26 protein-coding genes are annotated in these 25,054 nt (G+C 63.1%); 12 read left to right on the top strand and 14 right to left on the bottom strand.

All coding sequences use genetic code 11. The features are described from left to right. The first annotated feature begins 138 nt into the window (after positions 1–138). The 9 genes from AADX97_RS11950 to AADX97_RS11990 all read left to right on the top strand — a co-directional run bounded on the left by AADX97_RS11950 (position 139) and on the right by AADX97_RS11990 (position 10,082). A complete protein-coding gene (locus tag AADX97_RS11950) occupies positions 139–495 on the top strand; it encodes a hypothetical protein (RefSeq protein WP_374236588.1) in 357 nt (118 codons plus the stop codon). 96 nt (positions 496–591) lie between these two features. Then, positions 592–3,408 carry a monovalent cation/H+ antiporter subunit A gene (locus AADX97_RS11955; protein ID WP_374236589.1) on the top strand — a complete coding sequence of 939 codons (2,817 nt, stop codon included), beginning with the start codon at positions 592–594 and terminating at the stop codon, positions 3,406–3,408. 13 nt (positions 3,409–3,421) lie between these two features. Continuing rightward, positions 3,422–3,787 (top strand): Na+/H+ antiporter subunit C, encoded by a 366-nt coding sequence (locus tag AADX97_RS11960; RefSeq protein WP_374236629.1) that lies wholly within the window; start codon positions 3,422–3,424, stop codon positions 3,785–3,787. Continuing rightward, positions 3,784–5,316: a monovalent cation/H+ antiporter subunit D gene (locus AADX97_RS11965; protein WP_374236590.1), complete on the top strand. Its 1,533-nt coding sequence runs from the start codon at positions 3,784–3,786 to the stop codon at positions 5,314–5,316. The genes AADX97_RS11960 and AADX97_RS11965 overlap by 4 nt, the downstream gene beginning before the upstream one ends. 16 nt (positions 5,317–5,332) lie before the next feature. Further along, the gene (locus AADX97_RS11970; RefSeq protein WP_374236591.1) at positions 5,333–5,827 is read left to right on the top strand and encodes a Na+/H+ antiporter subunit E; all 495 of its coding nucleotides are present in this window, start codon (positions 5,333–5,335) and stop codon (positions 5,825–5,827) included. Further along, positions 5,821–6,090: a K+/H+ antiporter subunit F gene (locus AADX97_RS11975; RefSeq protein ID WP_120796843.1), complete on the top strand. Its 270-nt coding sequence runs from the start codon at positions 5,821–5,823 to the stop codon at positions 6,088–6,090. Before AADX97_RS11970 ends, AADX97_RS11975 begins: the two co-directional genes overlap by 7 nt. A 204-nt stretch (positions 6,091–6,294) precedes the next feature. Further along, complete coding sequence (locus tag AADX97_RS11980; RefSeq protein ID WP_374236592.1) at positions 6,295–6,648, top strand: Na+/H+ antiporter subunit G; 354 nt, start codon at positions 6,295–6,297, stop codon at positions 6,646–6,648. Positions 6,649–6,717: 69 nt separating this feature from the next. Continuing rightward, the gene (locus tag AADX97_RS11985; RefSeq protein ID WP_374236593.1) at positions 6,718–8,691 is read left to right on the top strand and encodes a hydantoinase/oxoprolinase family protein; all 1,974 of its coding nucleotides are present in this window, start codon (positions 6,718–6,720) and stop codon (positions 8,689–8,691) included. Between the two features lie 203 nt (positions 8,692–8,894). Continuing rightward, complete coding sequence (locus AADX97_RS11990) at positions 8,895–10,082, top strand: fatty acid desaturase (RefSeq protein ID WP_374236594.1); 1,188 nt, start codon at positions 8,895–8,897, stop codon at positions 10,080–10,082. 220 nt (positions 10,083–10,302) lie between these two features. On the opposite strand, the gene AADX97_RS11995 is transcribed toward AADX97_RS11990, so the two are convergent. Further along, the gene (locus AADX97_RS11995; protein WP_374236595.1) at positions 10,303–10,929 is read right to left on the bottom strand and encodes a phospholipid-binding protein MlaC; all 627 of its coding nucleotides are present in this window, start codon (positions 10,927–10,929) and stop codon (positions 10,303–10,305) included. Between the two features lie 202 nt (positions 10,930–11,131). Here AADX97_RS11995 and AADX97_RS12000 point away from each other — a divergent pair, with 202 nt between their 5' ends. Further along, positions 11,132–11,575 (top strand): PaaI family thioesterase, encoded by a 444-nt coding sequence (locus AADX97_RS12000; RefSeq protein ID WP_374236596.1) that lies wholly within the window; start codon positions 11,132–11,134, stop codon positions 11,573–11,575. 381 nt (positions 11,576–11,956) lie between these two features. Here the strand turns inward: AADX97_RS12000 and urtE are convergent, their stop codons facing one another. From urtE to urtA, 6 genes are all read right to left on the bottom strand, one after another. Beyond that, complete coding sequence (gene urtE, locus AADX97_RS12005; protein ID WP_374236597.1) at positions 11,957–12,652, bottom strand: urea ABC transporter ATP-binding subunit UrtE; 696 nt, start codon at positions 12,650–12,652, stop codon at positions 11,957–11,959. 186 nt (positions 12,653–12,838) lie between these two features. Further along, entirely contained in the window at positions 12,839–13,270 is a 432-nt protein-coding gene (locus tag AADX97_RS12010) for a DUF29 domain-containing protein (RefSeq protein ID WP_374236599.1), read from the bottom strand. A 75-nt stretch (positions 13,271–13,345) separates the two neighbouring features. Continuing rightward, complete coding sequence (gene urtD / locus AADX97_RS12015; RefSeq protein WP_374236600.1) at positions 13,346–14,176, bottom strand: urea ABC transporter ATP-binding protein UrtD; 831 nt, start codon at positions 14,174–14,176, stop codon at positions 13,346–13,348. Further along, positions 14,173–15,306, bottom strand: coding sequence for an urea ABC transporter permease subunit UrtC (gene urtC / locus AADX97_RS12020; RefSeq protein ID WP_374236601.1), 1,134 nt, complete (start codon positions 15,304–15,306; stop codon positions 14,173–14,175). The genes urtD and urtC overlap by 4 nt, the downstream gene beginning before the upstream one ends. Before the next feature lie 62 nt (positions 15,307–15,368). Beyond that, positions 15,369–16,925, bottom strand: a complete 1,557-nt coding sequence (urtB, locus tag AADX97_RS12025; protein ID WP_374236630.1) for an urea ABC transporter permease subunit UrtB — start codon at positions 16,923–16,925, stop codon at positions 15,369–15,371. Between the two features lie 376 nt (positions 16,926–17,301). Beyond that, the gene (gene urtA / locus AADX97_RS12030) at positions 17,302–18,603 is read right to left on the bottom strand and encodes an urea ABC transporter substrate-binding protein (protein WP_374236602.1); all 1,302 of its coding nucleotides are present in this window, start codon (positions 18,601–18,603) and stop codon (positions 17,302–17,304) included. A 282-nt stretch (positions 18,604–18,885) separates the two neighbouring features. On the opposite strand from urtA, the gene AADX97_RS12035 reads away from it, so the two are divergent. Next, complete coding sequence (locus tag AADX97_RS12035; RefSeq protein WP_374236603.1) at positions 18,886–19,335, top strand: cache domain-containing protein; 450 nt, start codon at positions 18,886–18,888, stop codon at positions 19,333–19,335. Positions 19,336–19,380: 45 nt separating this feature from the next. Here the strand turns inward: AADX97_RS12035 and AADX97_RS12040 are convergent, their stop codons facing one another. Beyond that, positions 19,381–19,716 carry a helix-turn-helix domain-containing protein gene (locus AADX97_RS12040; RefSeq protein ID WP_374236604.1) on the bottom strand — a complete coding sequence of 112 codons (336 nt, stop codon included), beginning with the start codon at positions 19,714–19,716 and terminating at the stop codon, positions 19,381–19,383. Positions 19,717–19,902: 186 nt separating this feature from the next. Continuing rightward, on the bottom strand, positions 19,903–20,883 hold the full coding sequence (locus tag AADX97_RS12045) for a LysR family transcriptional regulator (protein WP_374236605.1): 981 nt from the start codon (positions 20,881–20,883) through the stop codon (positions 19,903–19,905). A gap of 163 nt (positions 20,884–21,046) precedes the next feature. Between AADX97_RS12045 and AADX97_RS12050 the strand changes: the two genes are divergently transcribed. After that, a complete protein-coding gene (locus AADX97_RS12050) occupies positions 21,047–21,316 on the top strand; it encodes a hypothetical protein (RefSeq protein WP_374236606.1) in 270 nt (89 codons plus the stop codon). Positions 21,317–21,813: 497 nt separating this feature from the next. On the opposite strand, the gene tatC is transcribed toward AADX97_RS12050, so the two are convergent. The 5 genes from tatC to hisI all read right to left on the bottom strand — a co-directional run bounded on the left by tatC (position 21,814) and on the right by hisI (position 25,039). Then, a complete protein-coding gene (tatC, locus tag AADX97_RS12055) occupies positions 21,814–23,025 on the bottom strand; it encodes a twin-arginine translocase subunit TatC (RefSeq protein WP_374236607.1) in 1,212 nt (403 codons plus the stop codon). Between the two features lie 93 nt (positions 23,026–23,118). Beyond that, the gene (gene tatB / locus AADX97_RS12060; RefSeq protein ID WP_374236608.1) at positions 23,119–23,487 is read right to left on the bottom strand and encodes a Sec-independent protein translocase protein TatB; all 369 of its coding nucleotides are present in this window, start codon (positions 23,485–23,487) and stop codon (positions 23,119–23,121) included. A gap of 52 nt (positions 23,488–23,539) precedes the next feature. Beyond that, positions 23,540–23,800 (bottom strand): twin-arginine translocase TatA/TatE family subunit, encoded by a 261-nt coding sequence (gene tatA / locus AADX97_RS12065; RefSeq protein WP_374236609.1) that lies wholly within the window; start codon positions 23,798–23,800, stop codon positions 23,540–23,542. 519 nt (positions 23,801–24,319) lie between these two features. Continuing rightward, positions 24,320–24,637 carry a phosphoribosyl-ATP diphosphatase gene (locus AADX97_RS12070; RefSeq protein ID WP_120796828.1) on the bottom strand — a complete coding sequence of 106 codons (318 nt, stop codon included), beginning with the start codon at positions 24,635–24,637 and terminating at the stop codon, positions 24,320–24,322. A 3-nt stretch (positions 24,638–24,640) separates the two neighbouring features. Continuing rightward, on the bottom strand, positions 24,641–25,039 hold the full coding sequence (hisI, locus tag AADX97_RS12075) for a phosphoribosyl-AMP cyclohydrolase (RefSeq protein ID WP_374236610.1): 399 nt from the start codon (positions 25,037–25,039) through the stop codon (positions 24,641–24,643). Positions 25,040–25,054 lie beyond the last annotated feature (15 nt).

The following is a 25,054-nucleotide window of genomic DNA, read 5'->3' on the forward strand; positions in this document are numbered from 1 at the left end:
CGCGAGACGACCCGAAGAACTTATTTTCGTCGGCGGTACGGCACAACAACGGCGTAGTCTTGCGCTCCTCCGCGCGGATGTAAGGGCGCCTCGGGGGTATCGCTTGCGCTGCTGCTGGCTGCCATCGCCGGTCTGCTGGTGCAATCCCGGGTCGACCCTGAACGACTCTCCTGGCTTCGCGCCCGTCCCGAGCCCGCGCCCGCCACATCCGGCGGGCGCCGCTGCCGCGTCGGCACGCTGCAGGACATCACAGAGCAAAAGACTGCCGATACGGCGTTGCGCGAGAGCGAGGCGTTTCTCAACGCCGTGTTGGAGATCCTCCCGTTCGGGATCTGGCACCTGAATGCTGACGGGGAGATTCGATTCATCAACGTCGAGACGCCGACTCAGCGAACCTTTCTCATCGAGCACGGATGCCCTGCCTTTCAGGGCTATCTGTTCGGGCGACCCGGCGGCGCCGAAGATCTGCTTGCGCAGTCGCAAGCCCTGGATTGATCGGCAGGGGCATGTCCGTGCAGGCGCGCCTGCAGCGCGACGGTGGTATCCTTGTGGCGAGCGAGTCACCGTCCTCCCGTTCAGGCAGTTGCGCGCATGAATCTTCTCTTCGTCGTTCTCATTCCCTTCATCGGGGCCGGTCTGGCTGCGTGGGTCTCGCGCTTCGGCCGGCTGCAATCGGCCTGGATGGCCGGTGTCGTCGCCATTGCCTCCCTGGCAGCCCTGGCGCCGAGCGTGACCGCCCCGTTTCTGGGCGAGACCCTGGTGCAACGCATCCCCTGGATACCTGCGCTGGGACTCGACCTCGCATTCCGACTCGACGGATTGGGTCTGCTGTTCGCCCTGATGATCCTGGGGATCGGTCTGCTGGTCATTCTGTACGCGCGCTACTACCTGGCCGAGCGCGACTGTATGGGCCGGTTCTATGGCTATCTGCTGCTCTTCATGGGCTCGATGCTCGGGATCGTCCTGTCCGAGAACCTAATCCTGCTCCTGATGTTCTGGGAGCTCACCAGCCTCTCGTCCTTCCTGCTCATCAGCTACTGGCAGCATCGCGAGGATGCCCGAACGGGGGCGCGCATGGCGCTTGCCGTGACGGGGCTGGGCGGGCTCGCCATGCTCGGCGGCTTCGTGCTGCTGGGCGAGATGGTCGGAAGCTACGATCTGTCCGTGGTCCTCGCCAACGGCGACCTGATCCGAGCCGACCCGCTCTATACGCCGATGCTGGTGTTGATCCTGCTCGGTGCCTTTACGAAATCGGCACAGTTCCCGTTCCATTTCTGGCTGCCGCACGCAATGGCGGCGCCCACGCCCGTATCGGCCTATCTACACTCGGCAACCCTGGTCAAGGCGGGTGTCTTCCTGCTGGCACGTCTGTTTCCGGCCCTTTCCGGCACGACCGAGTGGTCGATCCTGGTCATGGGCGCGGGGCTTTCGACCCTGTTAATCGGCGCCTACTTCGCCCTCTTCAAGCATGATCTGAAGGGTCTGCTTGCCTACTCGACCATCAGCCATCTGGGCCTGATCACGCTGCTGTTCGGCATCGGGACACCGCTCGCCGCGGTCGCCGGGCTCTTCCATATCATTAACCACGCGACCTTCAAGGCATCGCTCTTCATGGCTGCGGGCATCATCGACCACGAATGCGGGACGCGCGACATGCGCCGCATCAACGGGCTCTGGCGGTACATGCCCTACACGGGGACGCTGGCGATGGTCGCCGCTGCGGCCATGGCCGGTGTTCCGCTCTTCAACGGATTCCTCTCGAAAGAGATGTTCTTCGGCGAGACGGTGACCTTCTCGGCGAACCATACCTGGGAGTGGCTCTTGCCCGGCGCCGTTGTCGTCGCAGGGATCTTTGCCGTGGCCTATTCGCTGCGCTTCATCCACGACGTCTTCTTCAACGGCGACCCGGTGGATCTGCCCAAGACACCGCACGAGCCGCCGCGCTGGATGAAGGTTCCGGTGGAGATCCTGGTCGCGGTCTGTCTCGTGGTCGGGATCCTGCCGGCCTTTACGGTGGCGCCGCTGCTCTTGGTGGCGGCGACGGGCGTGCTTCAGACCGCCCCGCCGGACTACGATCTGGCCATCTGGCACGGCGTCAACGCGGCGCTGATCATGAGCGTCGTCGCCCTGATCGGAGGCATTCTCATCTATACCGGACGCCGACCGCTGTTCAAGCTCGCGACCAAGCTCGAAGGGCGCCTCGATGCCAAGGCCGTCTTCGATTGGCTCCTCAAGGGGGTCCTCGCTCTGGCGGGCGCCGTCACGCGCACCCTGGACAACGGCTCCCTGCAGCGCATGCTGCTGGTCTTCATCGGGTCTGCGCTGACCCTGGGGACAATCGGCTTCCTCGGCGGCGGCGCACCCCTGACCGGCGACCGCGCCCTCTTGCCCGCCGATGCGGTGAGCCTGCTGGTGACACTCGCTCTGATCACCGTCGCACTCTGGACGGTGATCCTGCACCGACGCCGCCTGACTGCGTTGATCGTCATGGGTGCGCTGGGTCTGCTGGTGTCGCTCATCTTCGTGAAGTTCTCGGCACCCGACCTCGCCTTGACCCAACTCTCGGTGGAGGTGGTCACCATCGTGCTGCTGCTGCTGGCGCTCTATTTTCTACCGCAGTACAGCCAGAGCGAGTCGAGCTGGCCACGACGGATCCGCGACATCGGGGTTGCCGGCCTGGCCGGCGGCGGCGCAGCGGCGCTGACCTGGTCGGTGCTGACGCGACCTTACGAGAGCATCGCCGATTACTTTCTGGAGAACAGCGTGCCTGGAGGCGGAGGCGGGAACGTCGTGAACGTCATACTGGTGGATTTCCGAGGCTTCGACACCCTGGGCGAGATTACGGTCCTGGCGCTGGCGGGATTGGGCATTTATGCCATGCTGAAGGATCTGCGTCTGCCCGGACCGGCCTGCGACGCACGCGGACGGCCCTGGAACTGGGACATGCATCCCCCCATCATGGCCGCCCTGACGCGGTTGCTCTTGCCGCTCGCCCTGCTGGTCTCGGCCTTTATCTTCCTGCGCGGACACAACCTGCCGGGCGGCGGTTTCATCGCAGGGCTGATTACTGCAATCGCCTTGATCATGCAGTACCTGGCGAATGGCGTGGACTGGACGCACAACCGGATGACCTCCAATCTGCATCCGGTCATCGGCGCCGGCCTGCTGATCGCGTTGCTCACCGGGCTCGCGAGCCTGCTCTTCGGCTATCCCTTCCTGACCTCCACCTTTACCCATGTGCACTGGCCGGTCATCGGGGACTTCGAGGTGGCCTCGGCGATCGCCTTCGATCTCGGGGTCTATCTGGTCGTGGTCGGGGCGACGCTCCTGATCCTGGTGCATCTCGGCCTGATGCACCATGCCAGCCATCCAGGCGAGCCGGCACCGTCCGGGGCGAACCATGCTTAACGAACTGTTGTCGATGGAAGCCCTGATCGCCGTGATCATCGGTGTTTTGACCGCCTGCGGGGTCTACCTGGCACTGCGGGCGCGGACCTTCCCTGTGGTGATCGGGCTGACCCTGCTGTCGTACGCCGTGAATCTGTTCCTCTTCGTCACCGGGCGCCTGACCGTCGGTCTGCCCGCAGTGATCTCGGATCAGGCCACCGGTTATACGGATCCGCTTCCTCAGGCACTGGTGCTGACCGCCATCGTCATCAGCTTCGGCATGACCGCCTTCCTCATCATGCTGGCACTCAAGGCGCGGGGCGAGCTGGGGACGGATCAGGTGGACGGACGACTCGACAGCGGCGACGCCCGCGACACCCGGGGGGGGAAGCGCGAATGAATCATCTGGTCATCGCGCCGGTCCTCTTCCCGCTTTTGGTGGCCACCTTGTTGCTGCTGGTACGGCGCGTCATGCCTTTGCGCGTGCGCCGCGTCCTGAACCTCATCGCACTCGTCGTGCAGATCCTGCTGGTGTCGCTGCTGGTTCAGCGTGTCGCCGGGGGCGAGATCCTGGTGTATGCGCTCGGCAACTGGCCGGCACCCTACGGGATCGTCATGGTCGCGGATCGTCTGAGCGTCTGGATGCTGCTCATCACGAGCCTGGTCGCCTTCTTCGCGATGCTCTACGCCGTGCGCGGCACGGATGCCGGAAGCCGGCACTTCCATCCGCTCTTCCAGCTCCAGATCTTCGGTCTAAGCGGCGCCTTTCTGACCGGCGATCTGTTCAACCTCTTCGTCTTCTTCGAGATCCTGCTGCTCGCCTCCTACGGGCTGCTGCTGCATCGCGGCGGGGCGAACCGGGTGCGCGCCGGGCTGCACTTCGTCGCCCTGAATCTGGCGGGGTCCACGCTCTTTCTGTTCGCGGTCGGCACCCTCTACGCCATCCTCGGGACGCTCAACATGGCGGACCTGGCGGTGAAGGCGGCGGCGACACCGCCGGAAAACCTCGGCGTGGTGCGCGCGGCCGGGCTCCTGCTGTTCGTGGTGTTTGCGCTCAAGGCGGCACTGATCCCGCTCTATCTCTGGCTGCCCGCGGCCTATTCGTCGACATCGGCGCCGGTGGCCGCGCTCTTCGCGATCATGACCAAGGTCGGCGCCTACAGCATCCTGCGGGTCTATACCCTGATCTTCGGCGCCGAGGCCGGTCCGGTCGCGAATCTGATCGGCCCCTGGCTGTTGCCGCTCGCGCTCGCGACCATGGTGATCGGCACCCTGGGCGTGCTCGCCGCGCACGAGCTGCGCCGGCAGGTCGCCTATCTGGTGGTGGTGTCCGTGGGGTTTCTGTTGACGGCCTTCGCACTGGGGACCGAGGCGAGCATCGGTGCCGGTCTCTATTATCTGGCGCACAGCACCTTCGCCGCAGCGGCCTTCTTTCTCCTGGCGGACATGATCGCCATGGGACGCGGCATGCTTGCGGATCGCCTCGATCCGGGACCGGTGATCGCCAATGCCAACCTGGTCGGTGCCTTCTTCTTCATCACCGCCATCCTGGTGTCCGGGTTGCCGCCTCTGTCTGGATTCGTCGGCAAATACATGGTGCTGAACGCCGCGGTGGGTCTTCCGAGCATGCCCTGGGTGTTCGGCGTTATCCTGAGCGCCGGTCTTTTCGGCGTCATCGCACTGGCGCGAAGCGGCAGCCTTTTGTTCTACCGCGCCGAGGGCGTGATCGAGCGGACCGGGGCGCCCGGCCGATCCACTATCGGCCCGAATTGGGGCCGCCTCTTACCGATCATCGGCCTGCTGCTGCTCTGCGTCACGCTGGTCGTCTTGGCCGGCCCCTTGTCGGACTACACCCGTGCAACCGCCGAGCAGCTCCTGGAGCCGGGTGTCTATATCCGGGCCGTACTGGGCGACCCCCGAAGCGTATGAGCGGAGTGCATCAACCATGAAGCTCAGGCTGCTGCCCCATCCGATCCTCACGCCGGTACTGGCTGTCATCTGGCTCCTGCTGGTCAACAGCCTGTCGCCCGGTCAGATCCTCTTGGGACTTCTCCTGGGATGGGCGATCCCGGTTTTCACGCTGCGCTTCTGGCCGGAGCGAGTCAGGATCCACAAACCACTGACCTTGATGCGCTTTCTCGCGGTCGTCATGTACGACATCCTGATCGCCAATCTCGCGGTCGCCGCACTGATCCTGGGCGGCCCGAAACACGTCAAGCCGGCCTTCGTCCGCGTGCCGCTCGCCCTGCGCACGGATCTCGGGATCAGCCTGCTCGCCAACACGGTCTCTCTGACGCCGGGCACCGTCTCGGCCTGGCTCAGCCCGGATCGCAGCCAACTGGTCGTGCACGGGTTGAAGGTCAAAGACCCCGACGCACTGATCGCAGAGATCAAGCGCCGCTACGAGGCACCGATCAAAGAGGTCTTCGAGCCATGCTGAGCATTGCCGTCTCCATCGCCTTCGCACTGGTTTCCGCAGCGCTGCTGCTGAGCCTCTGGCGCCTGCTCCGGGGCCCGGACAAACCGGACCGCATCCTGGCGCTCGACACCCTCTACATCAACACGATCGCCCTGCTGGTCCTGCTCGGGATCCATCTGAGCAGCTCGCTGTACTTCGAGGCCGCGCTTCTGATCGCCATGATGGGTTTCGTGGGTACGGTGGCGCTCTGCAAATATCTGCTGCGCGGCGATATCATCGAGTGATGAAAGCGCGTCTTTTGGTGGACTTGTGTCATGTTCGAGGGTTTGGCGAGCGTCGTGGTCATCTGTGTGCGTTGGAGCTGACGCGCTTTCATGATGTTTAATTCTTTCTGATTTTTCTTCAATCGCGTCGACTCCATGCTCTGATGGGGCCACGTGGGTATGATCCGGTACAGCCTCTATCCATCACGCCGAGGACGCGATTGAATGCTTGAAGTGACGTTGTCGGTTCTGATCGTCGTCGGTGCGCTCTTCACCTTTATCGGGTCATTGGGGCTTGCCCGGCTCGGCGATTTCTACACGCGTCTGCACGGCCCGACCAAGGCGACGACGCTCGGTGTCGGGGCGTTGCTGATCGCCTCCGTGCTCTATTTCAGCACCCGCGGCGAGGGGCTCAGCCTGCATGAGATCCTGGTGACCCTCTTCCTCTTCATCACGGCCCCGGTCAGTGCACACCTGCTCGCGAAGGCCGCGCTGCATCTGCGGGTGCGCTCGCTTGCACCGCCGCCGCCCGAGGCCGAGGATCCGTTGGGCGGTACCCGCGCCCGTGCCGGCGACTAGATCCCACGAAGCCTTATCGGCCTCCGCCTCTGCAACCCCGGCGGCCCTCGAGCGCGACCCTCATTCGCCATGATCATCGTCGGCATCGACACCGGAGGGACCTTCACCGACCTGGCGCTCTGGCGCGACGGCTCGGTACAGACGCATAAGGTCCTCTCGACCCCGGCGGCGCCCGAGCAGGCGATCCTGCGCGGAATCGCCGAGCTGGGTCTGGATCCGGCCGGTTTGCACGTCATCCACGGGAGTACCGTGGCGACCAACGCCGTTCTGGAAGGCAAGGGTGTCCGCACACTCTATGTCGCCAATCGCGGGCTCGGTGATCTCTTGACCATCGCTCGCCAGGCGCGACCGGATCTCTACGATCTCCAGCCGCCGGCACGGCTCCCGCCCGTTCCGCCCGAGTTCTGTGTCGAGACCGGCGGACGTCTCGGCGCCGACGGCCACTGGGTCGAACCCCTGACCGCGGCCGACCTGGACGCGCTGAAGGCAAGGGTCGCGCGGCTCGCCCCGGAGTCGGTCGCGATCAACCTGCTCTTTTCCTATCTGGACGACAGTGCCGAGCGGTCCTTGAAGGACGCGATGCCCGAGGGTCTGTTCGTCGCGCGCTCCTCCGAGGTCCTGCCGCTCGTCGGCGAGTACGAGCGTGGGATCGCCACCTGGATCAATGCCCGGATCGGGCCCATCGTGGCCCGCTATATCGGGCGCCTTGCCGACGGCCTTTCCGGGGCGCGGGTCTCGGTCATGCAGAGCAGCGGGGAGGCGGTGACGGCGAGTCAGGCCGCCCGGCACACCGCGCGCCTGCTGCTCTCGGGTCCCGCCGGCGGGCTCGCCGGGGCGACCTTCGCCGCGGCGAAGGCCGGTGGCGCGCGGTTGCTGACCTTCGACATGGGCGGAACCTCCACGGATGTCGCCGTGGTCGACGGCGAGCCGCGTCTCACCACCGACGGGCGCATCGCCGGCTTCCCCGTCGCGCTGCCGATGGTCGACATGCACACCATCGGGGCCGGCGGGGGCTCGATCGCGCGGCTCGATGCCGGCGGGATGCTCCTGGTCGGACCCGAGTCTGCCGGAGCCGATCCGGGGCCCGCCTGTTATGACCGCGGCGGATCCGAGCCGACCGTGACGGACGCCAACCTGGTGCTCGGACGGCTCGACCCGAACGGCTTCCTCGGCTGGCGCATGCGGTTGAACTCGGACGCCGCCCGCACCGCACTCGCGCGACTCGCGAAAGCCATGGGACTCTCGATCGAGGAGGCCGCGCTGGGCGTGATCCGCCTGGCCGACGAGCATATGGCCCGCGCCCTGCGGGTCATCTCGGTGCAGCGCGGTCTGGATCCGCGCGACTTTGTCCTCACTTCATTCGGAGGTGCCGGTGGTCTGCACGTCTGCGCCCTGGCCGAGGCGCTGGGCATGACCCGCGCCTTGGTCCCGGTGCATGCCGGTGTCCTCTCCGCACTCGGGATGCTGGTGACCCCGGCCGGGCGAACCCTGACCCGGACGCGCCTCGGGCTGCTCGCCGAGGTGGGCGATACCGAGATCGAGGAAGCACTTGCCGCGCTCGGCGAGAGCGGGATCGCCGAGCTGGAGCAGGAAGGTGTGGCCCCCGAAGACCTGCGTGTCGAGCGCTCGCTCGATCTGCGCTACCGCGGCCAATCGCACACGCTCAACCTGTCCTGGGATGGCATCGTGGACACCATCGCCGCCTTTCACGGACAGCACCGGAAACGCTACGGCCACCGGCTCGATCTCCCTGTGGAGCTGGTCAATCTGCGGGTGCGCTTGCGCGGCCCGATCCCGAATCTTGCGCTGCCGCCGATCGGCGCATCGGTCCGACGGCATCCGACGGGAGGCGCCACGGCCTACGGATGTCCGACGCCGGTCGCCTGCTGGGCCCGCGAGGACATCGGAGAAGGGTATTCGCTGGTCGGCCCGGCGATCATCGCCGACGCACTGGCCACGACCTGGCTCGCCCCCGGCTGGCGGGCCGATCTGGACGCGGTCGGGAACCTGATGCTACAAAGAGGGGTCGGAAGACAACCCTAGTGGAGCGGTGCAGAAGATTCCGAGACCGTCCGAGATCATCTTCGTTGTCTTTGTCGTAATCGACGATCGATACAATTACGACAACGACAACGAACGGTCGCGACACATCTGCCGTGCTGCACGAGCCGGACAACGGCAAAGGGACAGATCGCCGTCCGTCGACGACCGGACCGGCATGCCACCACCACTCTTTCAGGACATCCATGACGCCCTACGGATTGCTCGACGTCGACATCTTTTCTGCCGTGCTCATCGCGCTCGGCATGACCCACATCACCATCGTCGCCGTGACGGTCTATCTGCACCGTGCACAAGCGCATCGGGCGCTCGACCTTCATCCGGCGGTCTCCCACTTCTTTCGCTTCTGGCTCTGGCTCACGACCGGGATGGTGACCAAGGAGTGGGTCGGAGTGCATCGGCGCCACCATGCCAAGTGCGAGACCGCCGAGGACCCGCACAGCCCGCAGGTCTTGGGTCTGCGCAAGGTCTTGACCGAGGGCGCGGAGCTCTACGCACAAGCCGCGAGCGATCGCTCGGCCGTCGAGCGCTACGGCCAAGGCACCCCGGACGACTGGCTCGAGCGCCGGCTCTACAGCCGCTTTACCTGGCAGGGAGTCGCGCTCATGCTGATCCTGGACGTCGTCCTGTTCGGCGTCTACGGCATCGTGATCTGGGCCGTTCAGATGCTGTGGATCCCTATTTTCGCCGCCGGAGTCATCAACGGCGTCGGCCACTACTTCGGCTATCGCAATTTCGAGCCACCGGATGCCTCCACCAACATCGTCCCGTGGGGCATCCTGATCGGCGGCGAGGAGCTGCACAACAACCATCACGCCTTCCCGAGCTCGGCACGGCTCTCGTCGAAGTGGTGGGAATTCGACATCGGCTGGATGTATATCCGCATCCTGCAGGCGCTGCGCTTGGCGAAGGTCCGTCGGGTCGCACCCAACCCGCAGGTGGTAGAGGGCAAGTCGCAATTGGATCTCGAGACCCTGCGTGCCGTCATCACGAGCCGAATGCACGTCTTTGCCCGCTACGGGAAAGAGGTGATGGGCCCGGTCTCGCGCGAGGAGCTCTGCCGCGACGCGGAGCACTGTAAACGTTTGGTCAGGCGTGCGCGACGACTGCTCCTGACCGAAGGGCAACGACTCGACGTTGCCGCGCGCAGCAGCTTGGAGCAAATCCTGGCCAAGAGTCAGACGCTCGCTACCGTCTATCAGTTTCGCGAGCGTCTGCAGGAGATCTGGGACCGCAAGGCGCCCAGCCAGGAGGCACTACTTCATGCACTGCAGGACTGGTGTCAACAGGCCGAGGCGACCGGAATCCATGCGTTGGAACGCTTCTCCAAGAACCTGCGCGGTTTTGCACTGGCGCCGACGCTGGCTCGGTAAGGCGATTTCCGCAAATTTCCACACTCGTAGGTTGTGCTGACGATAGGAAGCACAACTTGCGCCAACGGTTGGTTGTGCCTCGCACGGCTCGGCACAACCTACGCCCTGGCGCCGACGCTGGCTCGGTAAGGTGTCGAAGTCATCAGGAACCAGATGTCGGTTGTACCCCGCGGGCGCGGAAGCGCGACCAACCTTCCCGCTCGCGCAAGCCGCCCGCGGGTCAACGCCGGGTGTCGTTCCGGGTCGTCAACTCCTCGAGCAACCCGTCGATGCCGCGACGCTGCGCCACCGACGTAAACTGATTCCGATACGAGGCCAGCAGGCTGATCTCTTGAACCGCTACGTCGTAGGCTCGCCAACGCCCGTCGGTGAAGGCCATCCGATAATCCACCCGCACGGTCTGCCCGCCCGGCTGCTGGATCTCGGTGCGAACAAGCGTGCGCGTGGCGCCGGGCTCCAACTGCATGGGTAAGAAACGGATATCCCATGAGCTGAGTGCGTCGAGCGCGGAGGCATAGGTCTGGATCAAGAGACGCTGAAACTCCGCTTGGAACACCCGGCGCTGCTCCGGCGTCGCATCCCGCCAATAGGGTCCGAGCGCCATGGCCGAGACGCGCGGGACATCCACATGCGGCAAGAACAGCTCGTCGACCAGACGATGAACATAGCCAGGGTCGGTCTTGAGCAGGTTCCGATCCTCGCGCAGCACCCGCATCAGGCCGTCCGAGACCTGCTGGATGATCCGCTGTGGCTCGTTCAGCCCGCTGTAAGCCGTCGCCGGAAACAGCACTGCGCATTGGAACAAAAGGAGCGTCGCCCAAAGGGCGCGATGTTTCACTGGGGTCATAGGTCAATATCCGATCGGGTTGCCCGTTCTCCTGTGAGGACATAGACCGAGCGCACCTGGGTTTTTCGCCGCATTGCACGCCCCGCGCACCCTGCTTACCGAAAAACCCACGCGCGCTCGGTATACTTCGACACCTCGTCCGGCGAAGGGGTTTCATGCCCATCCGCCAACATTCGAACCGCAAGGTGTGCAGGAGAGAGCCATGACGCCCCCCCAGCCGACCCCCGAGCTCACACAGGCCGATCTGAAGGACTTCTTTCTCAAGGACCGTTTCGCCGCACACGTCGGCATCGAGCTTCTGGAGATGGCGCCGGGGCGGGCCAAGGCCAAGCTCGAGATCCATGACCACCACCGCAACGCCGTCGGCGTCGTCCACGGCGCCGCCATCTTCAGCCTGGCCGATCTGGTCTTCGCCGTCGCCTCCAACTCACACGGCACGGTCGCGCTCGGGATCAACGTTACCATCTCCTACATGACCGCCGCACGCGGCGGGACACTCGTCGCCGAGGCCGAAGAGGTCTCGATCAACCCCAAGCTCGCCACCTACCTGATCCGCATCCTCGACGATGAGCAGACCCTGATCGCTCTCTTTCAGGGGACGGTGTATCGGAAACGCGAGGCGCTTGCCGAGCACTCGGGGTTGTAGCTCGAAATATTCCTCACGGAGACACGGAGATTACGAGATTTTTCCTGAATGTGCGCCGTGTCTCCATGTCTCCGTGTCTCCGTGCGGCTTTCAGGGCCGTAGGTTGTGCCGAGCCGTGCGAGGCACAACCAACCGCCGGCGGACGTTGTGCTTCCTATCGTAAGCGCAACCTACGGGTATGGAATTTTCCGGAAATCGCCTATGACCGGCCGGTAGGGCCGTAGGTTGTGCCGAGCCGTGCGAGGCACAACCAACCGCCCGCGGACGTTGCGCTTCCTATCGTCAGCACAACGGGTATGGAATTTTCCGGAAATCGCCTATGACCGGCTGGGATGGACGAGCAACAGCGAAGTCCACCGAGCCCCGCATCGGCGCTCGGACTTACACCGTCAGGTATTGCTTCACGAGATCCTCGGTCAGATCGGGCATCGCCCCGCTCGCCATGAGCCGTCCACGGTCGAGAATGATGAAACGATCGGCGACGCGGCGGGCGAAGGGAAGCTTCTGCTCGACCAGGATAACGGTGAGGTTCAGGTCGGTCATGAGGCGGCGGATGATGTCGCCGATCTCGTGGACGATGTTGGGTTGAATGCCTTCGGTGGGCTCGTCGAGGATTAAGAGCTTGGGGTCAATGACCAAGGCGCGCCCGATGGCAAGCTGTTGTTGTTGACCGCCGGAGAGATCGCCGCCGCGGCGCCCGAGCATTTCCTTGAGCACCGGAAAGAGCTCGAAGATGTAGCCGGGGATCTGTTTGACGCGATCGGGACGCGCGGACAGACCGATCCGCAGATTCTCCTCGACGGTCAGCAGCGGGAAGATCTGCCGGCCCTGCGGGACATAGCCGATCCCGAGCGGTGCGCGACGCTCGGCGGTGAGACGCGCGAGATCCTGGCCCTGATAGCTCAGGGAGCCTGAGCGCAACGGGAGCAGCCCCATGATGCATTGCATCAGTGTCGTCTTGCCGACCCCGTTGCGACCCATGACGCAGGTGCACTGACCCTGCGGGATCTCCACCTCAAGGTCCCAGAGCGTGTGGCTCTCGCCGTAGAACTGATTGAGTCCCGAAATCTCAAGCATGTTGAATCGCGTCCGAGGTGTGAATCGATGTCGTCAGGTGCCGCCGCGTCGAGGGCTCAGGATGCCTTTCACTCGACGCGATTCAAGATAAAAGAAGAACATTCCTAAAACGCGTCCCCACTGAGATCGCTGGCACATCGGCGGCTCGTCCCAAGCGATTCCATCGCATACTGCACAAGACGCGTTTTAGCCAGGCAGAAAGGTGCCTTGGATCTGCGTCTCGTCCCAAGGGCAGCTTTCGGGAAAGGCATCGTAGTCCAACGGCGTCTCGGCGACGGCGAGGTCGATCGCGTCCGGATAGGCGTCGCGGATGATCTCGTCGAGTCTCGCGGCCAGGCTCGGGTTTTCGTCCAGCAGCTTGGCGATCGCGCGGCGTTGGGTGTTGATGGTCGCGCGCCAGGATTTGCGGCTCGGATATCCCGGCTGGTACTGCCATTTCAGAAGATGGCCCAGCAAAACGGCGAGCCGACTTTCCAATGCGCGCCGTTCCCGCTTTCCCAAGTCCTCGATCTCCTCGACGAGGTGCGCGACATCCAGTCGCCCGTACTGGCCGGAGCGTAGCAGGCTGGCCTGCTCTCGCGACCAGGCATAGAAGTCTTGATCGTAGTCCGTCGTCATCGCGTGGCCTCCGAGGGCGTTCGCGTGCATGGCGCGCCGTCTCGAGCAGGATACATGAGGCAATCCCTATCGGACTCATTCCCCCAGATAGACTTCGACCACGCGCGGGTCGTTCTGCACCTCGTCCATGCTGCCTTCGGCGAGGACCGAGCCCTGATGCAGCACGGTCACGCGTTTGGCGATGGAGCGGACGAAGTCCATGTCGTGCTCGACCACCACCACGGAGTGCTTGCCCTCCAGCGAGAGCAGCAGCTCTGCCGTGCGGTCCATCTCCTGGTGCGTCATGCCCGCGACCGGCTCGTCGACCAGCAGCAGATGGGGGTCCTGCATCAGCAGCATGCCGATCTCAAGCCACTGTTTCTGGCCGTGCGAGAGTGCGCCGGCCTCGCGGTGGGTCTGTTCCTGGAGACCGATGATGCCCAGAACCTCGTGGATGCGGTCGCGTTGCTCGCCGCCGAGTCGGGCGAACAGGGTCGGGAAGACGCGTTTGTCGCCGGCCATCGCGAGCTCGAGGTTCTCGAAGACGCTGTGGGACTCGAAGACCGTCGGCTTCTGGAACTTGCGGCCGACCCCGAGCGCGGCGATCTCGGGCTCGGAGAGTCGCAGCAGGTCGATGGTCCGCCCGAAATAGGCGCTGCCGGTATCCGGACGGGTCTTGCCGGTGATGATGTCCATCATGGTCGTCTTGCCGGCGCCGTTCGGGCCGATCACGCAGCGCAGCTCGCCGGCGTTGACGTAGAAATTCAGGTTATTGATCGCCTTGAATCCGTCGAAGCTGACGCTGACGTCTTCCAGATAGAGGATCACGCCCTGGCTGACATCCAGATCCAGATCCAGCATGGAGTACATGAAGCTCCACTGCCGGTCCTTGCGCATGGATTCGCGCAGTTGCTCGACCGGTTTCATGGTGCGGCCTCCGCTGGAGGAGGCCCGGCGGGGGATCGCGATCGTCGCCAGGTCCTGATCATGCCGACCAGGCCGGCGATGCCCTTGGGCAGAAAGAGTGTGACGATCACGAAGAGCGCACCCAGGGCGAAGAGCCATGCCTCGGGGAAGGCGCCGGTGAAATAGCTCTTGCCGTAGTTGACCAGAATGGCGCCGATGACGGCCCCGTAGAGGGTCGCCCGACCGCCGATGGCCACCCAGATCACCAGCTCGATGGAGTTGAGCGGGGAGAACTCGCCCGGATTGATGATGCCGACCTGCGGGACATAGAGCGCCCCGGCAACACCTGCGAGCATCGCCGAGAAGGTGAAGATGGCGAGCTTGACTCGGTCCACCCGATATCCGATGAAGCGGGTGCGGGCCTCGGCGTCGCGGATCGCGACCGCCACGCGCCCGAGCCGCGAGGTGACGATCCAGCGACAGGCCAGATAGCCCAGCGCCAAGGCACCCGCCGAGGCGAGGAAGAGTCCGATCCGCGTCGCGTCGCTCTTCAGATCGAAGCCCAGGATGTCCTTGAAGTCGGTCAGACCGTTGTTCCCGCCGAAGCCCATCTCGTTGCGGAAGAAGGCCAGCATCAGGGCATAGGTCAGCGCCTGGGTCATGATGGAGAGATAGACGCCGGTGACCCGCGAGCGGAAGGCGAGATAACCGAAGACGAAAGCGAGCGCGCCCGGGACCAGGATGGCCATGAGCGCAGCGAACCAGAAGAGGTCGAAGCCCTGCCAGAACCAGGGCAGCTCCGACCAGTTCAGGAAGACCATGAAATCCGGCAGCACGGGGTGACCATAGACACCGCGGTCGCCGATCTGACGCATCAGGTACATGCCCATCGCATAGCCGCCGAGACCGAAGAAGGCGGCATGGCCCAGGCTCAGGATGCCCAGGTAACCCCATACCAGGTCGACCGCCACGGCGAGCAGCGCATAGGTCAGATACTTGCCGAGCAGGGTCACCGTGTAGGTGGAAACATGCCAGGGGCTGGACTCGGGCACGACCAGATTCAGGATCGGCACCACGACCGCGACAACCAGCAGGACGGCCAGCATCGCCTGTCCGCCTTTGTCGCCTCGCATGACACTGATCACACCCATACTCGTCTCTCCGAAACCTCAAAAAACTCAACCTGTCGGTTCTACTCGTCCCACCGAACCGCCTACCCGTCCGCCGCGCGTCCGCGTTGCGGGAAGAGTCCGCGTGGGCGCTTCTGGATGAAGAGGATGATGAAAACCAGCACCAGGATCTTGGCGAGCACCGCGCCGGCCCAGGGCTCCATCAGCTTGTTGGCGACGCCCAGGGTCAAGCCGGCGACCAGCGTCCCCCAGAGATTGCCGACCCCACCGAAGACCACGACCATGAAGGAGTCGATGATGTACGCCTGCCCCATGTTGGGCCCGACGTTGGTGAGCTGGGACAGGGCGACACCAGCGACGCCCGCCACGCCGGCACCCAGACCGAACGTGAGCGCATCGACCCGCGCCGAGCGCACACCCATCGAGCGCGCCATCGCCCGATTCTGGGCGACCGCGCGCACCTGCAACCCCAAAGCGGTGCGCTTGAGGATCAGCAGCAGTGCCACGAAGACCATCAAGGCGAAGATCAGGATGTAGAGCCGGTTGTACGTCAGGGCGAGCGCCGGATTGATCTGAAGCGCCCCGCTCATCCAGGACGGATTCTGCACCGCCACGTTTTGGGCCGAGATGGTCGTGCGCACCAGTTGCTGAAGGATCAGGCTGATGCCGAAGGTGGCCAGCAGGGTTTCCAGCGGTCGGCCATAGAGGAAACGGATCACCGTGCGCTCGATCAGGATGCCCAGCAACCCCGCGACCACGAAAGCCGCCGGGATGGCGACGAACAAGGAGTAGTCCAGGAATCCGGGCATCGCCTGCTGGACCAGATAGGTCGTATAGGCCCCGATCATGATCAACTCGCCGTGAGCCATGTTGATGACGCCCATGACCCCGAATGTGATCGCCAGACCGATGGCCGCGAGCACCAGCACCGAGCCGAGGCTGAGCCCGAAGAAGAGCGTCTCCGCCGCCGCGTTGAGCTTGAGCTTCTGCTCGATCGCGGCGAGTGAGCGCTCGGCGGCAGCACGCACCTCCGGGTCCGGCTCGTCGCTCAGGAGCTTGGTCAGGGCATTGCGTGCGGCCGGATAGAGACTGCCTGAAAGCGCATTCACTGCGGTGAGCCGGGCCGCCGGAGCCTCGTCACGCAAACTGGCCAGTGCCAGGCTCAGGTCCAGGTAATCGCGGACGCGCTGATCGTCCTCGCGCCCGATCTGCTCGCGGATCGCCTCCACAACGATCGGGTCGGCATCGCCCAGCATCTGCTGCGCGGCTTTGAGGCGAACCGCCGGATCCGGACTCGCCAGCGTCAGGGCTGCGATCGCCGTGCGCAGTTGGTTGCGCATGCGGTTGTTGATCGTGATCTTCTTCACGGCGCCACGCTCGACATCGCCGAGATCGCTGCCGTCGAGTGCGTCGGTGAGCCGATAGCCGCCGGGGACGGGGGCGACCAAGACCGGGCGTCGGTCCGACTCGCGGGCATAGAGGTTGCCGCCCAAGAGGGCTTCGAGGAGCGTCGCCGCACGCGGATCGCCGCCGACGGCAATCACATCGACCGCGGCCTGCTTCACCTCGAACGAGCGGTCGCTCAGATCGATCAAGGCCGCATCGATCTCATCGGCAATGCTGCCGAGAGGCAGCACCATCAACAACAGGAAACCAGAGACGAGACCAAGGCCCGCAAGGTGCGGGGATCGTCGCGATCGGCATGTTGGACTCATGGGCATCTTGATACTCGCTGCGGTCGGAAGCTGTCTGGAAACGCCCATTCACTAAACTGCAGTGATCTTCGGAAAATCCCCTACCGTAGGTTGTGCTGACGTCAGGAGGCACAACTTGCGCCGACGGTTGGTTGTGCCTCGCAATGCTCGGCACAACCTACGCCACTGAACCGGATCGGTGAATAAACATCCCGACTGCGCGTGACCGGAAGACCAAGGGGCGAATAAATTCGCCCCTAGAGGCCAACACTTGAACCGCGTCCAACGCCGTCCTCATACACCCCCGGACGCGGTTCAATGACTACTGCGCCTGAGCCCCGAGACAGGTCTTGGTCAGGGTGTTGAAGTTGCCGCACATGACGGGCGGGGTCCAATCGGCCGTAAGATCCTTGGAGCCTTCGAGGAAGTCCGACCAGGCGTCGCCGGGAACCTCTTCCTCGGTTGCCCAGACGACGGCGAACTGCCCGTCTTCCTGGATCTCGCCGATCAGCACCGGTTTGGTGATGTGATGGTTGGGCAACATCTTCGCGGTCCCGCCCGTGAGGTTCTTGGTTTCGAGACCGATGATGGCGGCTTGCACCGCATCCGGGTCCGTCGTGCCGGCCTTCTCGACCGCTTGAACCCAGAGATCAAAACCGATCTTGTGCGCCTCCATCGGATCGTTGGTCACGCGCTTGTCGTTCTTGGTGAAGCCGTGCCAGGTCTCGATGAAGGTGCTGTTGGCCGGATCGTCGACGCTCATGAAGTAGTTCCAAGCGGCGAGATGGCCGACCAGCGGCTTGGTGTCGATACCCGAGAGCTCTTCCTCGCCGACCGAGAAGGCGATGACCGGGATGTCCTCGGCGGAGACGCCTTGGTTGCCCAGCTCTTTATAGAAGGGGACGTTCGCGTCGCCGTTGATGGTCGAGACCACGGCGGTCTTCTTGCCCTCGGAGCCGAAACGCTTGATATCGGACACGATGGACTGCCAGTCGGAGTGACCGAAGGGCGTGTAGTTGATCATGATGTCCGCTTCGGCCACCCCGTTCTGCTTGAGGTAGGCTTCGAGGATCTTGTTGGTGGTGCGCGGATAGACATAGTCGGTGCCGGCGAGCACCCAACGCTCGACCCCGAGCTCGTCCTTCAGGTAGTCGACCGCCGGAATGGCCTGCTGATTGGGCGCGGCACCCGTGTAGAAGACGTTCTTGGAGGACTCTTCGCCTTCGTACTGGACGGGGTAGAAGAGCAGCCCGTTGAGCTCCTCGAAGACCGGCAGCACGGACTTGCGCGACACCGAGGTCCAGCACCCGAAGACCACGTCAACCTTATCCTTGGTCAGCAGCTCGCGTGCCTTCTCGGCAAAGAGCGGCCAATCCGAGGCGGGGTCGACAACGACAGCCTCGAGCTGTTTGCCCAGCAGGCCGCCCTTCTTGTTCTGCTCTTCCACCAGCATCAGGACGGTGTCTTTCAGTGTCGTTTCGCTGATGGCCATGGTGCCCGAGAGCGAGTGCAGGACCCCGACCTTAATGGCGTCATCCGCGGCCTGAGCCATGGAACCGGCAGCGAGGCCAACGGCTAGGCCGGTGCCGAGCAAGATCGATTTGATCGGGTCGCATCTAAGCATACGTTCTGGCTCCTGTTCATCGTAAGTCACGTGAGTGATGGATTCGCGGACAATGACGTCCGACGATGAGCTACGCAAAAAACCGGCCACAACTGCTGCCTCTTGTTTGGCGGCCCCACGCGACGCTGCAGGCTAGAGAGCGCACCGTGCTGGTGCAAGTTGCGAATGAAACGGGGCGCTTGAGGAAGATCCCCGCGCCAAGATCGAACACTCTGGATCTAGGTCCGGATCTGTACTATCGTCGGCGAGCTAAAACCCTATAAACACTAGAGGAGACGGAGAATGTACAAACTTCTGTTTGCAGGCGCAGCAGCAATGATGTTGACGGGCATCGCGATCGCTGCGGAGATGGCTTCGCCGGACGAAGCCAAAGCGATGTCTCAGAAAGCACAGGCTGCCGTCAACGAGATGGGAAGCGAGCAGGCGTTTGCGGTATTCGCCGCTGCCGACGGCGATTTCCAGGATCGCGACCTCTATGTCTTCTGCATGGACATGGACGGCGTCATGCTGTCGCACGCGATCAAACCGGAGCTGGTCGGGAAGAATCTGCTGGATTTCGACAAGTACGGAGACACGCTGTTCAAGAACATGATCGCCGTTGCGGGCAGCACGGGCGAAGGATGGGTCGACTACAACTGGCCCTATCCGGGCACCGAGGAGATACGCGAGAAGACCAGTTATGTGATGACAAACGATCAGGGCTTCTTCTGCGGAGTCGGCGCCTACAAGTAAAGCACACCGATCCGAAGGCATGCCGCGCACGGCGGCATGCCAACTCTATTCTGCGACGAAGCCGGACTGGTCCGAAGCGACCTTGGTGATCGTATCCTTGCCGCGCTCGTCGGCCTGCCGAAAATACTCCACGAGCTCCCGCTCGCGCGCCGAGAGCGGATCCTTGTCGTCGAGACATAAAAGGTAGGTCGGGGTCACGGTACCGAGGGCAACCGCAAGCTCTTGGGCCTCTTCGAGACCCATGCGGCGAATCCCCTGCTCATAGTTGCTGATGCGTGATTTGGAGAGCGACTCGGTGCGACCCGAGAGCTCCGACAAGCTCAGCTTTTGATCTTGGCGCGCCGCGCGCAGGCGCTGCCCGATGCGTTTTGTGAGATCCATAGTTGTTTGGCTCTGCTCACTTGATGTCAGTGGTACAGGTTAAGTTTTAATGCTGCGCGATTCCTGTTTGGATCACGCACATTGCGTTGTGCACGCGAGGGCAAATGCCATGTCATGCCGCCCTCGAAACGTCTTCGGCGCCTTCCTGTGCGGCCGAACGCCGGATCATCATCCCAGACCGGATCATCATCCCAGATAAGCATCTTCCCATGCTTCGACATCGCCCACGGTTTGAGGTTGCGGTTCCACGATTCGGTCCGCAAACGCACGATCAAGCGTCTTCATGAAACACTTGGTCTGGGGCGACAGAAATTTCCCGCGTCTCTGTACGATACCGTAGCTGCGCTTCGGGAAATACTGAGATAAGGCGATTCTACTCAAGTTCTCGTCACCGGTCAGACAAACATCGGTCACAATCGAGATACCCAGGCCCAATTCGACATATTTCTTGATGACCTCCCAGCCGCCCGCCTCCAGGGTGACCCGGTAGGCCAAGTTGTGTTGCTTAAACACAAGATCGACCATCCGCCAAGTGCTTAGATGGCGCGGCGGCAGGATCAGACCGTAAGGGGCAATCTCCTCGAGGGTGACCGATGCCCGACCCGCAAGCGGATGGTCCTTCGGCGTGATGAGCGTCGGCTGATAGGTGACGAACGGGCGGTAGGTGATGTCGTCCGGCACATCCAGCATCGACCCCACGGCAAGGTCGACCTCGTCTGCGCGCAACATGGCCAGACCGTCGCGGCCGGTCACGTTGTGCATCTTCAGCTCGATCCCCGGATACTGGTCCACGAAGGCGCGCACCGGGTCGGGGAGGATATAGAGGATGGTCGACTCGCCGGCGGCGATGTTCAACACGCCGCGGTCGACACGACCACATTGCGTCGCGAAGGCCTCGTGCAGCTTGTCCATACCCTCGACCAAAGGCTCGGCCATCTGGAACAGCAGATCGCCTTCCGGGGTCAGCTTGATCTTCGGGCCGCGGCGCTCGAACAAGACAGTGCTGAACTCGCGCTCCAGCGCCTGAATCTGCAAAGACACGGTGGGTTGACTAAGAAAAATCTTCTCGGCTGCAGCACTGACACTGCCGGTACGCGCCGCATGGCAAAAGGCCCTCAATTGCTTGAGTCGATTCTGTTTATAGTGAATCTGGGATCCTGAGCCCATGGGGATTCCGATCTTCGAATGGTGGCAAAAACTATACTATCTCAGCAGACCCATTGAAAGAAGCAATTATTTCAGCGCGACGGTCGAGAATCTCCGGCTCAGCGACGGCCCGCTGGAGAGCCACATCGGATGAACGTCATCATCAAGGCTGCCAGAGCCTTACATGAAGCACGAAGCGGTCAACAGCGGGCTGGAGAGTCAGATCGAACAAAGGCCATCATGCGATGGCATGGGGGGCGGCCGGCAGAGCGATGCACGTCGTGCGTCACCCGATTCGGCGATTTCCGGGAATAGGCATCTAAACCGCGTCCAGAGCGACATGCGTCATTTTCATGTTGCGTTTGGCTTTGGAGGTGTCCGAGATCTCGGTGAGACGCGGTTTAAAATTCTTATATTTTTGAATATTTTAAACCGCGCCGGCTCCGACACATGACGCATACCCCACCGGGCGCGGTTTAGTCCCTTACGCCTTAAGTCTTAAGCGAACCGTCGCAGAATTTTTCGTTGTCGTTGTCGTTGTCGTTGTGGTCGTCCGGAATCCGACAACGACAGCGACAACGAGTAGAGCCTTCGACCACTTTTCCTGGTTCCGGCTCTGCCGGTAGATCCCGGAAATCACCTTAAGGCGAATTCCGGAAACCTTCATGCCAAGGCCGTAGGTTGTGCCGAGCCGTGCGAGGCACAACCAACCGTAGGCGCAAGTTGTGCTTCCTATCGTCAGCACAACCTACGGGTATGGAAGTTTGCGGAAATCACCTTGAACCCTCGGGGGTAGGCGTAGGTTGTGCCGAGCCGTGCGAGGCACAACCAACCGTAGGCGCAAGTTGTGCTTCCTATCGTCAGCACAACCTACGGGTATGGACGTTTGCGGAAATCACCTTAAACCCTCGGGGGTAGACGCGCCGATCGAGAAAAGACGCTTTGGAACGCTCAAGTCTCGTCGAGTTGATTGAGGATGTTACGTGCCACACGCCGTTGATCGGTGTCGCCCTCCTCCAACACCTCGTAGAGCACCGTGCGCGCGGCGAAGGTGCTGCCGAGCTCACGCAGTCGGTTTGCGCGTCGAATCTTTGCCTCGACCGAATTGATCGCCGGAGCACCATCGGGGATCGCGGTTTGCGTGGTCTGACGGGCGTTCGGCTCGGAGTCCCGTGGCACATCCAGAACCTCTTCGGCCTCGATCAGATCCAACTCGGCCTCCATCTCCGACTCGCTCAAAGGCTGCCAGCGGCCCGGATCGTCGAAGTGCGGATCGAGATCGCGCCCGACCTCCCGCGGCTCCGGCCGAGGCGTCACTCGGGCCATGGTCGATCCGCCGAGCGGACTATGAGGGGCTGATGGCGCGGTTGAGAACCCGCGGCCCGAGGGGTCGGGGTCTGGATCTTCGTCGTTCTCCTCCGCGCGCTTGCGCACCAGGACCTTCGCGAAGACGATCCCCAGCTCGAACAACAACCACATGGGCACTGCCAGCAGGGTCTGGGAGATTACGTCCGGGGGCGTCAACAGCATGCCGACGACGAAGGCGCCGACGATCACATAAGGCCGCATTCGGACGAGGTCGGCCGGGGTGGTGATCCCGACGGCCACCAGCAGGATCGTGGCGATCGGGATCTCGAAGGCGATTCCGAAGGCGAAGAAGAGGGCCAGCACGAAGTCCAGATAGGCCGAGATGTCCGTCATCATCGCCACGCCGTCCGGCGTGGCGGCCGACAGAAAGGCGAAGATCAGCGGGAACACGAGAAGATAGGCGAACGCGACGCCGATGTAGAACAGGAGGATACTCGAGATCAGCAGCGGCGTCGCCAGGCGTTTTTCGTGCTTGTAGAGCCCGGGCGCAACGAACCCCCAAAACTGGTAGAGCAGGAAGGGCATCGACAGGAAAACCGCAGCAATCAGGGCCAGCTTGAAGGGCGTCAAGAAGGGCGCGGCGACTTGTGTCGCGATCATGGTGTTGCCTTCGGGCAACTGCGCCATCAAGGGCGCGGCAACGAAGGTGTAGATCTCGTTGGCGAACGGGAAGAGCACCAAAAACACCACGAAGATCGCGATCGACATTCGGATCAGACGATCGCGCAGCTCGATCAAATGGGAGACGAAAGGCTGTTCGGCACCCGGATCGTCGGGCTGCATCGCGGGGGACATGAGTGATGTTCTCGTCGCTGGTTGGATGGCGGCTCGGCGAGCGATGCGTCGGCGTGCCCGAGGATCGTTCGCCAGGTCGCCGGATCGGCGCGATCAGCTCGCGGAGGTGTCTCGCTCGGTCGGCCTGGCGGCCTGGGTCGACTCGTCGAGCGCGGCGGGTGGCTCGCCCCGCGCAGGGGTGCGCGCGGCCTCGGTGCCGGTGGCGGGCTTGGCGGTGCGTTTCGCCGGCTCTTCGAGAATGCTCTCGAGCGGACGGCTGCGTGCCTGCTTGTCGAGAATCTCCTTGAGCTCGTCGGCCTTGAGCTCACGCCGGATTTCGTCCTGTACCGAGGCCAGGGTGCGGCGCGCACGTCCCAGCCAAAGCCCCGCGATCCGCGCGACTTTCGGCAAGCGCTCGGGCCCGATCACGACGAGGGCCACGACACCGATCACCACAAGCTCCCAGAAACCCATGTCGAACATGGCAACCTCGCGTGACCGCCTTGCTTAGAGTAACGCCTTCGGGAAGGACGCCTCAGGCGGACTTATCCGATGCCTTTGCCGGCTCGCGTTTGGCAGGCTCGCCGTCGGCGACACGCTTCTCGGCGGTCTGCTCGACCCGCTTCGCTTCGGCTTCTTCCTCGGCCTTCTCGCTATCGGACATGGCGCTGCGGAAGCCCTTCACCGCATTACCCAGATCGGATCCGATGCCTTTGAGTCGTTTGGTCCCAAACAACAGCAGAACAATGACCAGGATGATCAGAAGCTGCCAGATACTGATGCCACCAACGCCCATCTTTTCCTCCGGACCGTCGTGTTGAGACGGTCGACTCGATTCAGTGGGAGGCCGACGAAACAGATTCCATCGGCTGGATTTTCGATGTCTTCGGCACCCTTGCCTCAAGGGATCCGAAGCGCCCGGATCATACCGCAATCCCAAAGTCGCGGTTAGTCTCCGCTGACCCGAGGTCGGCGATTAAACCGCGCCCAGTGCGGTATGCGATGTTTTTGGATGGGATCGGCCCCGGCGGATTTCAGAACCGCTGGAGCCGGCGCGGTTTAAAGTATTAAAAAATATAAAATTTTAAACCGTGCCCCCCGCTAAGGGTCGTGGATTCACCAAACTTCGAACTCACTCGAAAGTTAGCATCTCGCTCTGGACGCGGTTTAAGGCGAATACCGGAAACCATCATACCAACGGCGTAGGTTGTGCCGAGCTGCGCGAGGCACAACCAACCCTCGGCGCAAGTTGTGCTTCCTATCGTCAGCACAACCTACGGGTATGGAAGTTTGCGGAAATCACCTAAACCGGGAATCAGGACCCACGACCGGCCTTCTCGTCCAACCCCGAGAGGCCGAACCGGCGGTCCAGCTCAGCCAGGACATCGGCCGGGCCGAGGCCCTGCTGTGCGAGCAGAACCAGGGTGTGGAACCAGAGATCCGCAACCTCGTGCACGATCTTCTCGGGGACCCCGTCCTTGGCCGCCATGACGGTTTCGGTCGCTTCCTCCCCGATCTTCTTGAGGATGGCGTCGAGACCCTTGGAATAAAGGCCCGCGACATAGGAGCTTCCCGGATCCGCCCCCTTTCGCGACTCCAGAACTTCGGACAACCGCTCGAGCAAGTCATTCATGGTCTATCCGGCCTTCCCGTAAATCGCGTCCGGATCCTTCAGGACAGGTGCGACCTCGACCCAACGCCCCTGCGCATCGAGCTCGCGAAAAAAGCAATTGTGACGCCCGGTATGACAGGCAATCCCGCCCTTCTGCTCGACCTCGAGGAGCACGACGTCGGCGTCGCAGTCGATCCGGATGGCGTGCACCACCTGCTGATGGCCCGATTCCTCGCCCTTGTGCCAGAGCCGCCCGCGCGAGCGTGACCAGTAGACGGCATGCCCGGTCTCTCGGGTCAGCCGCAGTGACTCCGGATTCATCCAGGCCATCATCAAGATGGTCCCGGTCGTGTGCTCCTGCGCAATCGCCGGCACCAATCCCTGAGCGTCCCATTTGATGGCATCGAGCCAATCTTCAGACATCGTCGATCTCCTCGC

It is taken from the genome of Thiocapsa sp. C2-2m, assembly GCF_041903745.1.
Lineage (GTDB): Bacteria > Pseudomonadota > Gammaproteobacteria > Chromatiales > Chromatiaceae > Thiocapsa > Thiocapsa roseilacustris.

Coding starts and splice junctions, on each gene's coding strand:
- AADX97_RS12045 (WP_374236605.1), bottom strand. CDS start 20,883: ATGGGCTCAGGATCCCAGATTCACTATAAACAGAATCGACTCAAGCAA.
- AADX97_RS11955 (WP_374236589.1), top strand. CDS start 592: ATGAATCTTCTCTTCGTCGTTCTCATTCCCTTCATCGGGGCCGGTCTG.
- AADX97_RS12070 (WP_120796828.1), bottom strand. CDS start 24,637: ATGAATGACTTGCTCGAGCGGTTGTCCGAAGTTCTGGAGTCGCGAAAG.
- hisI (WP_374236610.1), bottom strand. CDS start 25,039: ATGTCTGAAGATTGGCTCGATGCCATCAAATGGGACGCTCAGGGATTG.
- AADX97_RS12000 (WP_374236596.1), top strand. CDS start 11,132: ATGACGCCCCCCCAGCCGACCCCCGAGCTCACACAGGCCGATCTGAAG.
- AADX97_RS12050 (WP_374236606.1), top strand. CDS start 21,047: ATGAAGCACGAAGCGGTCAACAGCGGGCTGGAGAGTCAGATCGAACAA.
- urtB (WP_374236630.1), bottom strand. CDS start 16,925: ATGGTGCTGCCTCTCGGCAGCATTGCCGATGAGATCGATGCGGCCTTG.
- urtE (WP_374236597.1), bottom strand. CDS start 12,652: ATGCTTGAGATTTCGGGACTCAATCAGTTCTACGGCGAGAGCCACACG.
- urtD (WP_374236600.1), bottom strand. CDS start 14,176: ATGAAACCGGTCGAGCAACTGCGCGAATCCATGCGCAAGGACCGGCAG.
- urtC (WP_374236601.1), bottom strand. CDS start 15,306: ATGGGTGTGATCAGTGTCATGCGAGGCGACAAAGGCGGACAGGCGATG.
- AADX97_RS11970 (WP_374236591.1), top strand. CDS start 5,333: ATGAAGCTCAGGCTGCTGCCCCATCCGATCCTCACGCCGGTACTGGCT.
- AADX97_RS11995 (WP_374236595.1), bottom strand. CDS start 10,929: ATGACCCCAGTGAAACATCGCGCCCTTTGGGCGACGCTCCTTTTGTTC.
- tatA (WP_374236609.1), bottom strand. CDS start 23,800: ATGGGCGTTGGTGGCATCAGTATCTGGCAGCTTCTGATCATCCTGGTC.
- urtA (WP_374236602.1), bottom strand. CDS start 18,603: ATGCTTAGATGCGACCCGATCAAATCGATCTTGCTCGGCACCGGCCTA.
- AADX97_RS11965 (WP_374236590.1), top strand. CDS start 3,784: ATGAATCATCTGGTCATCGCGCCGGTCCTCTTCCCGCTTTTGGTGGCC.
- AADX97_RS12010 (WP_374236599.1), bottom strand. CDS start 13,270: ATGACGACGGACTACGATCAAGACTTCTATGCCTGGTCGCGAGAGCAG.
- AADX97_RS11980 (WP_374236592.1), top strand. CDS start 6,295: ATGCTTGAAGTGACGTTGTCGGTTCTGATCGTCGTCGGTGCGCTCTTC.
- AADX97_RS11985 (WP_374236593.1), top strand. CDS start 6,718: ATGATCATCGTCGGCATCGACACCGGAGGGACCTTCACCGACCTGGCG.
- tatC (WP_374236607.1), bottom strand. CDS start 23,025: ATGTCCCCCGCGATGCAGCCCGACGATCCGGGTGCCGAACAGCCTTTC.
- AADX97_RS12035 (WP_374236603.1), top strand. CDS start 18,886: ATGTACAAACTTCTGTTTGCAGGCGCAGCAGCAATGATGTTGACGGGC.
- AADX97_RS11975 (WP_120796843.1), top strand. CDS start 5,821: ATGCTGAGCATTGCCGTCTCCATCGCCTTCGCACTGGTTTCCGCAGCG.
- AADX97_RS11960 (WP_374236629.1), top strand. CDS start 3,422: ATGGAAGCCCTGATCGCCGTGATCATCGGTGTTTTGACCGCCTGCGGG.
- AADX97_RS11990 (WP_374236594.1), top strand. CDS start 8,895: ATGACGCCCTACGGATTGCTCGACGTCGACATCTTTTCTGCCGTGCTC.
- tatB (WP_374236608.1), bottom strand. CDS start 23,487: ATGTTCGACATGGGTTTCTGGGAGCTTGTGGTGATCGGTGTCGTGGCC.
- AADX97_RS12040 (WP_374236604.1), bottom strand. CDS start 19,716: ATGGATCTCACAAAACGCATCGGGCAGCGCCTGCGCGCGGCGCGCCAA.